Source organism: Paenibacillus sp. Mc5Re-14, from assembly GCF_001049835.1.
GTDB classification, from domain to species: domain Bacteria; phylum Bacillota; class Bacilli; order Paenibacillales; family Paenibacillaceae; genus Paenibacillus; species Paenibacillus polymyxa_C.
In genome coordinates this window covers 525,834-540,681 of sequence record NZ_CVPD01000001.1, presented here as the reverse complement: position 1 = coordinate 540,681, position 14,848 = coordinate 525,834, and the positions used below count along the sequence as shown (strand labels likewise).

15 protein-coding genes and 1 other annotated feature are annotated in these 14,848 nt (G+C 45.2%); of the genes, 10 read left to right on the top strand and 5 right to left on the bottom strand.

The window, feature by feature from the left end:
* Position 1 precedes the first annotated feature (1 nt).
* Entirely contained in the window at positions 2-1,894 is a 1,893-nt protein-coding gene (locus tag BN1546_RS02355) for a DEAD/DEAH box helicase (RefSeq protein ID WP_040101642.1), read from the bottom strand.
* Positions 1,895-2,029: 135 nt separating this feature from the next.
* The gene (locus tag BN1546_RS02350) at positions 2,030-2,869 is read right to left on the bottom strand and encodes a helix-turn-helix transcriptional regulator (protein WP_090735670.1); all 840 of its coding nucleotides are present in this window, start codon (positions 2,867-2,869) and stop codon (positions 2,030-2,032) included.
* A 163-nt stretch (positions 2,870-3,032) separates the two neighbouring features.
* On the opposite strand from BN1546_RS02350, the gene fabF reads away from it, so the two are divergent.
* The 4 genes from fabF (at position 3,033) to BN1546_RS02330 (ending at position 6,738) form a co-directional block, all read left to right on the top strand.
* The gene (gene fabF / locus BN1546_RS02345) at positions 3,033-4,271 is read left to right on the top strand and encodes a beta-ketoacyl-ACP synthase II (RefSeq protein ID WP_013370534.1); all 1,239 of its coding nucleotides are present in this window, start codon (positions 3,033-3,035) and stop codon (positions 4,269-4,271) included.
* Positions 4,272-4,379: 108 nt separating this feature from the next.
* A complete protein-coding gene (locus tag BN1546_RS02340; RefSeq protein WP_231860487.1) occupies positions 4,380-4,916 on the top strand; it encodes a GNAT family N-acetyltransferase in 537 nt (178 codons plus the stop codon).
* Between the two features lie 20 nt (positions 4,917-4,936).
* The gene (locus BN1546_RS02335) at positions 4,937-5,881 is read left to right on the top strand and encodes a helix-turn-helix transcriptional regulator (protein ID WP_040103748.1); all 945 of its coding nucleotides are present in this window, start codon (positions 4,937-4,939) and stop codon (positions 5,879-5,881) included.
* 116 nt (positions 5,882-5,997) lie between these two features.
* The gene (locus BN1546_RS02330) at positions 5,998-6,738 is read left to right on the top strand and encodes a zinc ribbon domain-containing protein (RefSeq protein ID WP_090735667.1); all 741 of its coding nucleotides are present in this window, start codon (positions 5,998-6,000) and stop codon (positions 6,736-6,738) included.
* Between the two features lie 83 nt (positions 6,739-6,821).
* On the opposite strand, the gene BN1546_RS02325 is transcribed toward BN1546_RS02330, so the two are convergent.
* Positions 6,822-8,057 (bottom strand): MFS transporter, encoded by a 1,236-nt coding sequence (locus tag BN1546_RS02325; protein WP_090735665.1) that lies wholly within the window; start codon positions 8,055-8,057, stop codon positions 6,822-6,824.
* A 195-nt stretch (positions 8,058-8,252) separates the two neighbouring features.
* Here BN1546_RS02325 and BN1546_RS02320 point away from each other — a divergent pair, with 195 nt between their 5' ends.
* The 4 genes from BN1546_RS02320 (at position 8,253) to BN1546_RS02305 (ending at position 10,295) form a co-directional block, all read left to right on the top strand.
* Positions 8,253-8,840, top strand: a complete 588-nt coding sequence (locus BN1546_RS02320; RefSeq protein WP_090735662.1) for a TetR/AcrR family transcriptional regulator — start codon at positions 8,253-8,255, stop codon at positions 8,838-8,840.
* A 22-nt stretch (positions 8,841-8,862) separates the two neighbouring features.
* Complete coding sequence (locus BN1546_RS02315) at positions 8,863-9,255, top strand: hypothetical protein (RefSeq protein WP_025676913.1); 393 nt, start codon at positions 8,863-8,865, stop codon at positions 9,253-9,255.
* Positions 9,256-9,287: 32 nt separating this feature from the next.
* Complete coding sequence (locus BN1546_RS02310) at positions 9,288-9,839, top strand: O-acetyl-ADP-ribose deacetylase (RefSeq protein ID WP_013370541.1); 552 nt, start codon at positions 9,288-9,290, stop codon at positions 9,837-9,839.
* Positions 9,840-9,923: 84 nt separating this feature from the next.
* Entirely contained in the window at positions 9,924-10,295 is a 372-nt protein-coding gene (locus BN1546_RS02305) for an NUDIX hydrolase (protein ID WP_049825456.1), read from the top strand.
* 148 nt (positions 10,296-10,443) lie between these two features.
* Here the strand turns inward: BN1546_RS02305 and BN1546_RS02300 are convergent, their stop codons facing one another.
* Complete coding sequence (locus BN1546_RS02300; RefSeq protein ID WP_013370543.1) at positions 10,444-11,628, bottom strand: aminotransferase class I/II-fold pyridoxal phosphate-dependent enzyme; 1,185 nt, start codon at positions 11,626-11,628, stop codon at positions 10,444-10,446.
* A 42-nt stretch (positions 11,629-11,670) separates the two neighbouring features.
* Positions 11,671-11,909, bottom strand: a binding site (T-box leader).
* 189 nt (positions 11,910-12,098) lie between these two features.
* On the opposite strand from BN1546_RS02300, the gene BN1546_RS02295 reads away from it, so the two are divergent.
* Positions 12,099-12,707, top strand: coding sequence for a DUF1349 domain-containing protein (locus BN1546_RS02295; protein WP_090735658.1), 609 nt, complete (start codon positions 12,099-12,101; stop codon positions 12,705-12,707).
* Positions 12,708-12,795: 88 nt separating this feature from the next.
* Positions 12,796-13,497 carry a DUF1361 domain-containing protein gene (locus BN1546_RS02290; RefSeq protein ID WP_090735655.1) on the top strand — a complete coding sequence of 234 codons (702 nt, stop codon included), beginning with the start codon at positions 12,796-12,798 and terminating at the stop codon, positions 13,495-13,497.
* A gap of 61 nt (positions 13,498-13,558) precedes the next feature.
* Here the strand turns inward: BN1546_RS02290 and BN1546_RS02285 are convergent, their stop codons facing one another.
* Positions 13,559-14,488, bottom strand: a complete 930-nt coding sequence (locus tag BN1546_RS02285; protein WP_013370546.1) for an ArsR/SmtB family transcription factor — start codon at positions 14,486-14,488, stop codon at positions 13,559-13,561.
* Between the last annotated feature and the right edge of the window lie 360 nt (positions 14,489-14,848).

The window sequence follows — 14,848 nt, the reverse complement described above, 5'->3', positions numbered from 1 at the left end:
GCTAGCGACCTCCTTTCACACTGCGTCGAGCTTTGGTTGGAGAAGATGCATCACCTGCTAAGCCTAACAAATCCTCGGTGACACTTGAGCTTACTCCTGTTAGCCGTCCCTTAGGCTGCTTTGTTCCAGCTGACTTATCGGTTGCTACATTTGGAGTGACTGACGGGTCTGTGCGGATTTGTTCTATTTCTTGTTTGATGGAATCCAGCGAGTGGCCTAACTTTTGCATTTTTCTGCGAATTTCATCATCACTGCTGGACTCAAGCATGATTTTATATAAACTTTTTTCAATGGATTCTTTTTTCTCGAACTTTTCCAGAATAACGTCCAATCCGCCAATGACCATTTCAAACATATTAATCTTTTCATGCAGCAGGTGCAGGATATGCTCCTCAATCGTTCCGGTAGTGGACAGGTTGAAGATATTCACATCATGCTTCTGTCCAAGTCGATGCACCCGTCCAATCCGCTGTTCCACGCGCATGGGGTTCCACGGTAAATCGAAGTTAATCATGTGGTGACAAAATTGCAGGTTAATACCTTCACCACCTGCTTCAGTGGCAATCATAACCTGAATGCGACCACGGAACAGATCCATCATCCAATCCTTGCGCCCTCGGTTCATACCCCCTCGGTAAGGAACAGCAGACAGTCCGCGATCACGGAAATAGTTTAGCAAATACTCCTGTGTGGCCCGATATTCTGTAAAAATAATCACTTTTTCGTTCATCTTCCGGATAAGCTCAAGCGCTTTTTCAGCTTTGGAATTGGCCTTGATCGCTTTAATGTGTGCGACCAAGTCCCAGACACGATCGCGTAGAGGAGAGTCTGGAGCCATCTTTTTGGACAAATTGACCAGCGTGACGAACACAGCGTCCCGGCTACTGCACACTTCACGTTGAAGGGTAACGAGAGACAGCATGCTGCTTAAATTTCCGCCATTCGCTTGATATTGCTCTTTGACAAAAGAGGTCACCCCATCGTACAGCGCTTGCTCTTCTGGCGAGAGCTCCAAGTGAATGTTGGAAACATTTCGTTTAGTGAATTGAACTGGCCCTTCTCCCCGACGATTGCGGATCATGACTTTAGACAGCTCATCCTTGAGCTGATCTTCATTTTTGGGCAGACGTTTATCTACAACAAAGTTTGCTGAAAAATCGCCTTGTCTTCCCAATTGACCGGGCTTGAGTAACGTGATCAGATTAAACAGCTCAGATAGATCGTTCTGTACAGGTGTAGCTGTCAGGAGCAAACAATATTTCTTACGCAACTTCATAATGAACTGGTAGTTGGATGTTTTTTTATTCTTTAGCTTATGAGCCTCGTCAATAATGAGCAGGTCATAATCGGTATCTAGCAGGATGTTACTATGTGGCTCTCTTTTGGCCGTATCCATAGAGGCTACGACGACCTCGGAAGACCAAGAATACGCTTTTTTCTGGGCGACTGCGGGAATGCCGAATTTGCTATTCAGCTCACGCACCCATTGCAGGACCAAAGAAGCGGGTACAAGAATAAGCACTTTGGAAGCCAGCCCGCGAACCAGATATTCCTTAAGGATCATTCCAGCTTCAATTGTTTTGCCTAGGCCGACTTCATCGGCAAGAATGGCACGTCCAGACATCTCAAACAGTACCTTCCGAGCGGTATCGAGTTGATGGGGCAGAGGAGTGAGGTCTTGCAAATGCTGAAGACATTGAAGTTCATCAAAGCTCGGCACCAGCTTGGCCTTTTCCGCCTCGATGGCCAGCTGATACAGATCCCAATCTCCCCAGGGGCCTCCCTTGTGCAGGCGTTGGTCCAGCTCGTCCTGCCAGCTGCGGTCAAATTGTACCGGAACAGGCAATGGTGCTTGGTTTTGTGTGTGCTGGGAACTTGTCGGTTTGGCTTTCATGATGATTCCCTCCCTCCTGGTAGTAGCACAGTTGAAGCTATCGGCTCTGTCACATATATGGCATCTATTTTGCACAGATCGTAGATGTAGTATGGACGGAAAAAGATATCTTCATAACAGGAGGGATGAAATCCTTTAGTTGCCTTCCATTAACTTTTGGAGTTTACTTTCCGTAGAAGTTTGCCCATTAGGGGTGTAAATGCTGCAACGGAGATCGACACTGCCTTGTACCTGAAGGGAAGTCAGGTCAAATAACATTTTGCCAGCCTTGGCATGACGAAATTCAATGAGCACTTCGGGAGCGGAGCTTACCTCACTCTGATTCCAAAGCTCGTTAAACTCTGGGTAGGCCTGACTCATGTTTTGTATAAATTGAGCATACCAGGGGTCTGTTACGTATTGCCCGTAATAAGCGCGGAATATAGCAAGAAACCCCTTTACAAAGTGTTCCCAATTCACGGCCAGACTTTTAAACTCCTTTTTGGTAAATAGCAGTTCGATCATATTGCGTTGCTCATGTGGTAGCTCGGCAAAATCCATAAAAACATGAGCGGCAGCTTCGTTCCAGCCGACAATATGGCAGCGCCGATCTGAAATAATAGCAGGACAGTAGTGCAACTCTTGTACGATCTTTTGCAGAGATGGAGATATGATCGCCTGCTCTGCAGGAGCAGGAAGGTTATGAGACCCGGCTTCCAGCGCTAAATCGTACAAATATTTACGCTCATCCGTGTTCAACTGCAAGGCAGCAGCAATAGCATCCAACACGGAGGCGGATACTTTAATATCCCGACCCTGCTCCAGCCAGGTATACCAGGTTGTACTGACACCTGCTAGCTGAGCGACTTCTTCTCTACGTAAACCTGGTGTTCTGCGACGTGACCCTGGGGGAAGACCAACCATATGCGGGTGTAGGCGGGCCCTTTTTGTTTTCAGAAAAACAGATAGTGCTTCCAGACGTGCTTCCGTTTTCATAGGTATTTTCTCTCCATTCAATGAGTGTATCTGAAGTAATTAAATCAGGCGCTTACTATAGTAGTGTTCATTATACCAGGATAAACAAACACTTGTAATAGGATAAGACGGGGGTAAAATGAGGATTATAAGTAAGCCATCGAGCAGGAGGAATGAATAGCTTATGCAAAGAGTAGTGATAACAGGTATGGGTGTCGTTTCGCCATTGGGTAATGAAGTAGACACGCTATGGAACAATTTGCTGGAGGGCCATTCAGGTATACGTAAAATTAATTCATTTGATGTGTCCGATTTAAAAGCACAAATTGCTGGACTGGTACAGGATTTTGATGCAGAAAAACAGTGGGGGCGTAAGGATGCCAGACGAATGGATCGATTTACTCAGTTTGCATTATATGCGGCAGAGCAAGCGCTCAAGGATTCTGGCCTGGAACTAGATCGCACTGATCTGGAGCGTGTAGGTGTATATGTGGGATCAGGAGTTGGCGGTTTGGATACGTTGGTAGACAATGTGGACGTGCTGCTACATCGTGGTCCGGGCAGAGTTAGCCCGACGCTGGTACCTATGATGATCTCGAATATGGCTGCTGCCCAAATTAGTATCGCGTTTGGAGCAATGGGTCCTACGCTTTCACCTGTAACGGCTTGTTCAATTGGGAACACTGCAATTGGAGAGGCATTTCGAACCATTCGTACAGGAGATGCGGATGTCATTTTTGCCGGTGGAGCTGAAGCGGCGGTGTCTCGATTGGCTTTGGCAAGTTTCGCTAATGCAACTGCCTTGTCGACACGTAACGAGGAGCCTTCCACAGCAAGTCGGCCGTTTGACAAGAATCGGGACGGTTTTGTCATGAGCGAAGGAGCAGGCATCTTGGTGCTGGAGTCGCTGGAGCACGCTACCCGGCGTGGTGCAGAAATCTATGGTGAGGTCATCGGTTATGGAGCGAGTTCGGATGCCTATCATATGGTTGCACCGCATCCTGAAGGAACCGGAGCTTATCTAGCAATGAAAGCGGCCCTTCATTCGGCTCGAATCTCCCCTGAAGAAGTGGACGTGATCAGTGCTCACGCAACGAGTACGGCTGTAGGGGATATCGCTGAAACCTTGGCGATTCACAAGCTGTTTGGTGACTATGCCTATCAGATTCCGGTAACCGCGAATAAGTCCATGCTAGGTCATATGCTAGGAGCCGCAGGCGGTGTCGAAGCGATTGCGCTTGTTCAAAGCCTTCGAGAAGGTATCATTCCGCCAACGATGCATCTGGACAATCCAGACCCTGTTTGTGATCTGGATTATGTGCCTCACGAAGCGCGCAAGGCTTCGCTAAATATTGGGTTATCTAATTCTTTCGGCTTCGGTGGTCATAATGCGGTCATTGTGCTGAAACGCTATGAGTCATAATATGTAATGAGTATTGAAGCCTCAGATGCTATATTCGGCTGGATCTAGCATCTGAGGTTATTTTAATTTAGGCATCATAGATTTAATTTAAATAATAGATAGAGTAAGATGGAGGAAAACATTTGGAGGGATGAAGCCATGATTATCATCAGGAACATAGAGCCAGCAGACGCTGAAGCGTATTGGAATTTAAGACTGGAAGCCCTAAAAATGAATCCCGAAGCTTTTGGAACCTCCTATGAGGAAGCTGTACAAGTTTCGTTATTTGATATAGTGAAGCAAATACAAAATAAGAGAGATCATTACATACTTGGTGCATTTACAAAGGATCATCAGCTGGCTGGCATGACCGGGTTTAGAAGAGAACACAAAATTAAGACACGGCATAAAGGAACGATTTGGGGAGTGTATGTACCACCGATTTACCGAGGCCAGGGGATCGCTAAGAAACTTTTATTGGAAGTTATCAGTCGAGGTAGAAAAGTGGAAGGATTGAAACAAATCAATTTGAGTGTGGTGGCTGCCAATCAAGCAGCTGTTGAGCTTTATAGAAAATTGGGATTCAAAACTTATGGTATTGAAAAGAACGCTTTGGAATATCACGGTCAGGGATATGATGAGGAACTCCTGGCTTATTTTTATTAAGGGTGAAAGGTTTTGAAAAAATGAAAATCGATCGATTGCTTTCTATCGTCATTTTGCTGCTGAAAAGAAATAGAATACAAGCAAAGGAACTCGCTGATTTGTATGAGGTTTCAATTCGGACGATTTATAGAGATATTGAAGCGATTAGTCTGGCTGGTATCCCAGTAGTAACTTTTCAGGGAGCAGGTGGGGGGATTGGCCTGATGGAAGGATATCGTCTGGATCGCAGTATGCTGACGGATCATGATATCAAGGACATTGTGATGGGCCTACAGAGTTTGTCCTCGTCGTTGGGAGGTCCCAACGTATCCCGGTTACTTCATAAATTTGAAAGCATTATACCAGAGTCTGAAAAAGAGCAATTTAGTGTCCGTACCACACAGTTTATCGTCGATCATTCGGGATGGGGAAATCAGTCTGTCCAGGAAGCTAAATTAATAAAGGTAAAAGAGGCAATGAGTCAAGCGCGTACGGTTGCTTTTGTCTATCGAAATGCGGAAGGAACCCGAACGAAGCGGAATGTGGAACCACATACGCTTGTGCTGAAAGGGCAACAATGGTTTGTGTATGCGTATTGTCCCGACAGGGGGCAGTTTCGGTTGTTCAAGCTTTCTCGTATGAGTGAGCCTGTAGTTACAGAGACGGCTTTCACCCGCAGGGATCTTTCTGATGAAGTGCTGCCGTGGAATGAGGGACGGATGACGGCATCCAGGGATGTACAACCGTTTACGCTACAATTTAACCGCAACTCAAGACATCTGGGGGAGGACTGGTTTGGTGTGGAAGCATTGAACGAGCAGGAGGAAGGAATTTACACGGTTTCGGTTCCGTTTCCCGAGGATGCGTGGGTGTACGGATTCATTTTAAGCCTCGGACCGGATGTGGTTGTCAAAGAACCGGCTCATTTGCGAGACAAGATTCATAAGATGGCGTTGCGTATTGCGTCTAATTATGAAGAAGGCTAGGAATTATAGAGTAAATCTTAGATTAAAGTAAAACGAACCTGACCCATAGTTGTCAGGTTTGTTTCGTTATACTGGTGGCATACCAGATATGAGTTAGCGAAAGGGGATTTATGAGAATGGATAAAGCTTGTCAAAGTTGCGGGATGCCGCTGGAGCATGAGGATCAATATGGAACGGATGCACAACATAATAATACAGATGAGTATTGCAAGTATTGTTACAAGGAAGGTGCATTTGTACAGCCTGACTTGACGATGGAGGGAATGATCCAGCAGTGTGTGCCGTTTCTGGTAGAAGAGGGAATGCAGGCAGAAGAAGCGACTTTGATGCTGCGTAATTACCTACCGAATTTGAAGAGGTGGCGGTCTTCAGAGAATACAGAGCTTCCATTTGATGGACCCATTCGTGAGGAGTACCGAGGTGAAATCCATTTAATTGGACTAAAAGCACGTACCAATAATCAGAAGGAACAAACGCCCCACGGGATCATTCCAAGCATGTGGGAACGTTTTGTAGGTGAGAATGTGGCAGGTCGGATCAGGGGTCATGAAGGACTTGCTTCCGTCTATGGTTGCTATACTGACTATGAAAATGGAGCTCTGGGCGAGTATACATTTTTTATTGGAAAGGAAGCGGCTGAGGACTTCCAAACTCCTGACGAGCTTGAAGAACTTGTAATTCCGGCTGCACGCTATGCTATTTTTCAGGCAACCCATGAACCTTCTTCTGTCTTCCGTGTATGGCAGACAATTTGGGCATGGGCTGCCACGGGACAAGGGGAGCGGACCTACACAGGTGATTTTGAAGTGTATGGCAATCCAGATGAACCCGTTTTAATTTATATTGCAATTAAGTGATGATCTACAGTAGAAGAGAACCGCCTAGGCCGTTATTGAGGCCCAGGCGGTTTTTCGTTGATCCAAACCATATGGGTTTACCATCAAGTTGAACGTCGAGTCACCGCCCAAAAAATGAAAGCTAGAGCACTGACACCAGCCCCCAATAGACAAACTCCATTCCACCCAGCATAGGTATACATGTGAGTGGAGGTAATGGCTCCAGTGGCGCTACCGATGGAATAAAATATCATGTAGCCTGCGGTAAGTCGGCTCCGTGCTTCAGGGCGAACGTTAAAAATCAAGCTCTGGTTTGTGACATGTACAGCCTGTACGGCCAAGTCCAAAAGAATGACACCAAGAGTTAAAGCGAATAGAGAATGCTCGGTGTAGCCTATAGGTAGCCAGGACAGCAGCAATATAACTAGTGCGATACCTGTCGTTCGTTGTCCCAAGCCTTGATCGGCAAGCCGCCCTGCTTGTGCTGCTGCTAATGCTCCGGCGACTCCAGCCAAGCCGAAGGCCCCAATTGCAGTGTGTGAAAGAGAAAATGGGGGGGCACTGAGAGGTAATACAAGCGAAGTCCACAGTATGCTGAACGCTGTGAAAATGAGCAGCGCAAGGACAGCACGAATACGCAGAATTCGTTCTTGGACGAACAGTGTGATAACCGAGCGAAGTAGCTGCGCATAGGAAAGTGTGGCGCTTGTGGGTTCGTTCTTGGGGAGCACTCGCAATAGAGCCACAGCCATAAACAGCGTAAGTACAGCAGAAATAAGGTAAACTGAACGCCAGCCTGCCAGATCAGTTAATACACCAGCAACGGTTCGTGCGAGTAAAATGCCGATAACGACTCCGCTGGTTACCAGCCCTACGACCTGCCCGCGTTCAGTTGGATTAGCCAAGGTCGAGGCGAATGCCACGAGTGTTTGAGTCACAACAGCCAGCAGTCCAACCATTGCCATTCCCATAAGCAGTATTGTACGGGTAGGGGCAAAGCTAACCAGGATTAATGCCAGCACAGATAGCAGCATTTGTCCTGTAATCAATCGCCGTCTGTTCAAGAGATCGCCAAGCGGGACGAGCAGCAGCAGTCCTAACGCATAACAAATTTGCGTGACGGTAATAACGATACCGACTGATGAGTGTGTAATGCCAAACTCGTGCGCCAGCGCATCCAGTAATGGCTGTGCATAGTAAATGTTAGCGACAGCCAGCCCGCAGGCTATAGCAAACAAGAGTGCCACAGACCGGGACAGAACCGGAACGGGGGCTATTTCGGCAGTGTTTGCTATCGTTTGATGGGAGAGGGGGAGAGCGTTTTCTTCTGACGTCTTCATTTTCACATACCACGTCGCTTTCTGTGATTTGCATACTGATCAGTATAATATACTGATTGGTATGTAATGATTTTAGGTCAATGTAACTCTCATCCATAAGATTTGTCAAGAGTTTAACCCGTATATATTTGACAGCCGCTTCTGGAGATCATACAATCTTAATATACTGAACGATACGAAAAGAAGGGGAAAAGTATGGTTCGACCACGAGAATTTGATGAAGATCAAGCGTTGGATGCAGCGATGCAAGTTTTTTGGGAAAAGGGTTTTGAGGCCACATCTTTAAGCGAATTAACCTCGCGTATGGGAATACAACGCCCCAGCATATATGCTGCCTTTGGGGATAAAAAGCAATTGTTCGAAGCTGCGCTGCGTAAATATACGCAATCTCATGCAGCTTGTGTAAGGGCTAAACTGCAAAATAGTTCAGCTGTAAAAGAAGCATTTTACAATTTTTTTGGAGGAGTGGTGGCAGAAGAGTACGAGGAGGGGTCCAATAAGGGATGCTTTTGCATCAATACAATGGTAGAACTAGCCCCTCATGATGAGAGGTTTGAAATTTTAACCAGAGAACATCAGATGTATCTCTCTGCTGTCTTTCAGGAGACCCTCGAACGTGGTATTCAATCTGGGGAGCTTGAGGTGACTATAGATGCACGAGCTTTGGCACACACGTTGGTCTCTTTGTTAATCGGGATAACCGTGATGATGAAGTCACGCCCAGAGCGTTCTTTTGTGGATCATGCGGTTGCGACCGCACTTATGTTGTTGGATGGAAAATAACTTAGGACTGGAGAACACCTGGATGCCACACATAAAAGCTATTCAAACGCCGCTTGGCGAATTGCATGGGCGGGATGCGGTCTATTTGGATCAGGTTCATATGAATTATGCGAAGAAAGAGCTGGTTTTGAAGGGAGAGATTAATGGGGGGTTGGCGTCAGAAGCAGTAGACGTTTTTGTACCCTATGAGCTTATATTTACAGGAGTCTACTACTTTAATATGATTGAACTGGATGTGGCTTTAGACATGCCTGAGCAGAAGTATACGCAAGGTAGTAGTTTTGATGAGCTTACAGATACGCCATTATTAGCTACAATAGCTAGTGCACGGGGGAAAAATCTAAAACACTTTCTGTTGAAAACCTATGACGATATTTTAGAAATCGCTTGTAGAGACTATAAGATGACTATATAACAAAGCTGGTTTTTAGAAGAGAAGGAGGATCAATGGATACCCAAATTGAACTATTTAACGTGATCATACGTGTGGTGCAAGGGGATATTACCCGTTGTAAGGCGGATATTATTGTCAACGCTGCAAATACAAGCTTGCTGGGTGGCGGTGGTGTAGATGGTGCAATTCATAGAGCTGGCGGTCCGGCTATATTGGAAGATTGTGTCCGAATCAGAAACAAGCAAGGGGGATGTCCGGTAGGAGGCGCAGTTTATACGACGGCTGGCAAGCTGGAAGCCCAATATGTTGTTCATACTGTCGGCCCTGTGTGGAATGGTGGCGACCATCAGGAAGAAGAGCTATTGGCGACATGCTACCGTCATACACTGCAATTAGCTTTAGAATTGAATGCACGCAGCATTGCTTTTCCCAATATCAGCACAGGCATCTACCGATTCCCGAAAGAAAAGGCGGCCGAGATTGCTATACAGGAAGTGACACGTTTTGTGCAGGAACATGTTGGGTTGAATGAAATTATTTTTGTTTGTTTTGATGCGGAAAATGCTCAGTTATATAGCCGTAAGCTACAGTCACCTAAAGATTAATTTTTTATTATACATACTTAAGCTCCTCATTTAACTTAATCCAACGAATGAATTGATGTAAGAGTGCTCAACTGGAGGTGTGTTATGCTGGTTAAGCTGATAAATAAGATCCCGCGGGATTGGCTTATATTCATGTATAAGCATACGCCGTTCACTCGATTGAAAAATGCATTGGTGTACCGGGCACAACATAAATTTTTAGTTGCTGTGCTGGGCATTTTCACGAACGATGCCGGGGAAGTGCTGCTATTAAAGCACGTATACCGGAAGCAACCGTGGGGAATTCCCGGCGGCTGGATGGAGCTAGAGCAGCCGGAAACCGCCTTACGGCGCGAAGTCCGGGAAGAAACTGGGCTGGAGGTAGAGATCACCTCATTGGCGCAAGCCCAGTTTGGCCAGTTGCCGAACCGCGTGGATCTTATTTTTACAGGCCGGGTTATCCCGGGTACCTTTTGACCAAGCGCTGAAATCTCCGACATTTGTTACTGCCGCGTAGGGGAATGGCCGGAAGGCTTGCCACCACACCAGAAAAAGCTTATTCAGAAGCTGCTGAAGTAAATGTTCACCTCATGCTCATGTTCAGTTCATGCGATGGAAAATCGGTTTACAGGCGTTTCAGGAATACGCTGATGCGTTCCAGAGCCGTTTCCAGCTGTTCACGTGATGACGCATACGAGCAGCGGATAAAACCTTCGCCGCCTGGGCCGAATGCGGAACCCGGGACCGTTATAACTCCTTGTTCTTCCAACAGTCGTTTGGCAAACTGTTCTGAGCTTAACCCTGTGTGCATAATGGAGGGAAAAGCATAGAAGGCACCATTTGGTTCATGACATGGAAGCCCTGTCTGACAGAGGGCAGCAACGAACCATTTTCTACGTTGATTGTAGGACTCCATCATACGATCTTTTTCCTCCAGCCCGTTGCGCAGGGATTCAATAGCGGCAATTTGCCCGATAATAGGCGCGCACATGGCTGTATATTGATGGATTTTCAGCATGGCTGAAATCAACTCTTTCGGTCCGCATACATAGCCGACCCTCCAGCCTGTCATGGCAAATGCTTTGGAAAAGCCGCTGATGAGCAGGGTGCGTTCTTTCATTCCTGGCAGAGAAGCGAAACTTACATGCTGCTGTCCATAGGTCAATTCAGCATAAATTTCGTCCGATATGACGATCAGATTATGCTCCTCAACCAGACGGGCAATGGGTAGCCAATCCTCATAGGTCATCACCCCGCCAGTCGGGTTGTTCGGATAACAGAGAATAAGCACTTTGGATCGTGGAGTCAGCTTGGATTTGAGCGCCTCAGCTGTCAGCTTAAACTGCTGGTCAGCAGACGTTTCAACCGTTACGGTATGTCCTCCGTTCAAAAACGTAATAGGCGAATACGAAATATAACAGGGAGCTGGTATGAGTATTTCATCGTGTGTTGTGATGAGGGCGCGTAGCGCCAAATCCAACGCTTCACTACTGCCAACAGTGACCATGATTTCATCTGCCGGGTTATAGGATGTGCTGAAGCTGCTCTCCAGATATCCGGCAATTTCCTCACGAAGCTCAGGGAGACCTGCATTGGGTGTGTATGAGGTTTTACCATTTTCCAGTGCTGTGATACAGGCCTTTCTCACATGTTGAGGAGTTACAAAATCCGGTTCACCAACACCAAGCGATACGATATCTTTTCTGCCTGCACTATATTCAAAAAACCGACGGATACCTGAAGGCGGCATTTCCCGTACAGCCGGAGTCAAAAAATCAGTTATAGATACTGCTGTCGATACATTTGTCATGTTGATTCCTCCTTATTGAAAAACAAAAAAACCCGCCCCTGTAAAAGGGACGAGTTTATACCCGTGTTACCACCCTAGTTTCATTCCATAGGAAATGACACTCTGTTCACGTATCCATCAATACGTGTTCCGGTTAACGCTGGAAAGGCGGCAGAGCTTACTTCAGGTTCAGCCCGCTTCTCAGAGATGGCGTTCAGCTACCCTCGGAATGTTGGCTTTCACCTGCCCCAACTCTCTGCAAATCCGCTGTATAGCTTACTCGTTCTCGTCATTGAAATTTGTTGCCGTATCAATTTAGGTGTAATTATAAGCACAACATTTCAGAATGGCAAGTCTTTTTTTATAAATTGTAAAGACAGGGGCATCATCATTGACGACTGGAAGATAACGTATATAGTGGTATCAAGGGGAACTGTACCCCAAAATTCACTGTGTTAAGACTATATTGGCTAGAGAGGGATGGTATCCATATGAATGTATTTGAAGGCTTTAACGACAAGGTTTTGCCTCAAGGATGGGGCTGGATCAACGAACCGACTGTATGGAGCTTCGATGAATTCAAGGCTTTACAAGTATCTGCACCTTCACAGGCAGATTTTTTTAGAGATCCGTCCGGCGCCGTTATCAAATCGTCCGCTCCTTTTTTGCATACCACCCTTCAAGGAGATTTTACAATATGGACGAGGGTTCGTGTCGATATGAAGCAGCCCTATGACTCAGGATGCTTGATGGTGATGGCTGATGATACTCATTGGGCTAAAGTGTGCTTTGAATACTTTGAGAATACCCCCTCGATCCTAAGTGTGGTTACACGGGATACATCCGATGATTGTATATCGGGGGCGATGGATGCTTCTAATCCGTATTTGCGAGTAACACGAGCTGGAAATTGCTTTGCCTTTCATTATTCATCGGATGGTCAGCATTGGAAACTGGCCAGATATTTTGGGATGAATGTTCCCAGCCAGCTAAAAGTTGGGGTTGTTGCACAATCTCCAGTAGGGGAGGGGTGTAATGTTACCTTTGACGCTTTGACAATAACAAACCATGTGTTCGAGGATATACGAAACGTGGAATAAATAAAAGCCCTCTCTATATATGAAAGCGCTATATGAGAAAGTTAAAAAGACGTAAATACGCGTTTTTAGGCAGGAGGTAGATGGAAGTTTGCTGTTAAGAAGGAAGGGTTACAAGCTGCCCGGTTTGTTGGGGGTGATGCTTGTAGCTACATTGGGCTGTTTCGGACTCATTATGTATTTACAGTCCACAAGCGAGACGAGGATATATCAATTTCTGTACTGGGACATATTCCTGGCCTGGGTTCCGGTGTTTATTTCATTGTTAATGGTGGCTGTATCCAAATTACAATATGCAAAAGTGAGAAATATTCTTTTATTTTTCGCCGCATGGGTATGGTTGTTCTTTCTGCCGAATGCTCTTTATCTAGTGACCGAGTTACTACATGCATTCCGTTTTTACGATGTGAACCCTGGTACGCGTTTTTGGTTGAACACTCAATTTTGGCTAATCTTATTTACGTCCTTTTCAGCCGCTGGAATTGGTCTTTTTCTTACATCTCTTTGTGTATTGATGATCCACCGTATGTTGAGGAAGATTTGTTCAGGGTGGCTCGCATGGGTTGTAGTCTTTGTGATGTTGTGGTTGGCCAGCATAGGTGTATATATAGGCAGATTTGCACGCTGGAATAGTTGGGATGTGTTGCTGCAACCGCTGGTGCTTTTTGCGGATCTTTGGAGCTGGGCAGTAAATGCAGGGGAGAAGCTTCATTTACTGTCTTTTAGCTGGCTGGTGTTTGGGATGGGGCTCATCTTTTATCTATTTATCTATATCTCTTTACGTGAGGATTAGGATTGAGGCCGAGGACCTGTATTCAATGAATACAGACTTCGGCCTTTTTATCTGTGACGAGTTAGGAGTTGGAGTTATCTTCTTCGTGTACATCATAAAGCACGCGCACAAGCAAATCTTGGCTGAAATTTCCGAATCTTTTACCAAAAATAGTGAGCCCTCCTTTGTTTTGCGATTGATCGGATACGGATAAACGCAGTGTAATATCGCTTTTGTAATCAAGTCCAATATCGTCTATTGTGACTTCTGATATACGACACCCGTCAATGAAGCTTCCATGTTGATTGATGCGAATTAACTTCAGCATGCCGTACTGATTCAAGTGTGGAGGCCACCAATCGGGATTGAGGACCCCCGGAACAGCTCCAAAATCGCCTGGGCTCGTCCAGTGACCGATGGCAATACCATTTACATGAAAACAAATATCAGACGGATAGTCCTCACAATAACACGGTGCTTCTGACCCCAGCTCTGCGGAAAATTGAATTTCGGTAAAGGATTGATTCGCTTTCAAGTAGTTAGGAATGCGGTATTCCAGAAAGCCTTCTGCCATCCAGATCATTTCAGAGTCCAGTCGCGCGGGATCTGCAAAATAGCGTGGATCATCAAAATCGCCGATAATGCTGTCTTTGGTCACTAATCCACAAGTAGGAACTGCCTGGTAGTTACTATAATGACCGATGCGAATTTCTACCTCATATACATTTTTTTGTTCTCTGCTGCGCAGATCTACCATTAGCTTTTCCTTATTTAAATAACACATTTTTCGGGTCCCGTGTTTACCGCTTACGGTATTGATTTCCACAAGTCCGCATTCTTCCAGTTTGCGAATATGCATCGTAATGGTGCCGTTACTTAAATTCAGCTTGCTCGCAATATCATTCATACTTTGTCCTTGAACAGCAAGTAATTCAAGAATTTGAATGCGGATTTCCGAGCCCAATGCTTTGAAAATATCTAACCCTGACATTAAGTCCTTAATATAAATCATAGCTATAGCCCATCCTTATCTATAAAAAGTGTGATGTAAGCGCTTATATTTTTACTTTGATTTATGTTAAAATAAAATCATAAAGAAGTAAACTGCTTTTATGTAAATTTTTTTTACTAAAAGAAGAAGAGAGGAAATCGTGTTCTAAAATAAAGCCTTTTTTATAAAAAAGATCGCATTTAAGTTTTTTTCAATTAGATTTTATTAATAAAATTACTTAAATACGATTTAATTTCACTTTTTAAGTTACTCTAATCTATGTTTTATAATTATTTAAAAAGATTGAAAAATGCATTGACGAACCGTAGAATGGCGTGCTATATTTTATTTGTAAACGAATTCATTATTGATAAAGGTAAA